The sequence below is a fragment of the Halomonas sp. SIMBA_159 genome (genome assembly GCF_046536035.1).
Taxonomy (GTDB): domain Bacteria; phylum Pseudomonadota; class Gammaproteobacteria; order Pseudomonadales; family Halomonadaceae; genus Vreelandella; species Vreelandella venusta_A.
The window spans coordinates 1-234 of the sequence record NZ_JAWJBT010001664.1 but is presented as its reverse complement, the minus strand read 5'-3'; the positions used below and the strand labels follow the sequence as shown (position 1 = coordinate 234).

General features: G+C 51.3%; 1 protein-coding gene. It reads left to right on the top strand.

Translation table 11 applies throughout. The annotated features are described in order from the left end of the window. Positions 1-234, top strand: a 234-nt coding sequence (locus R0J87_RS24860; protein ID WP_498889701.1) for a hypothetical protein, incomplete at both ends; no start/stop codon positions are given.

The window sequence follows — 234 nt, the reverse complement described above, 5'->3', positions numbered from 1 at the left end:
ATCTTGCGTACGCCGCTGAAATTGCCAGCGCCATGCTGCAGCGTCAGCAAGCAGCCGCTATCGTAGCGGCCCGGCAAAAAATTGTCGAAGGTGCCGTGGGTATGGTTGAAACCGCTTTGCAGAGTTTGTCAGAGCGAAATGTTATTGATTTAGATGGTGAGCGCAAAGCCGCTATGGTCAGTAACCTGCTGGTGGTATTATGTGGCGATCATCATGTTCAGCCGGTAGTGAATA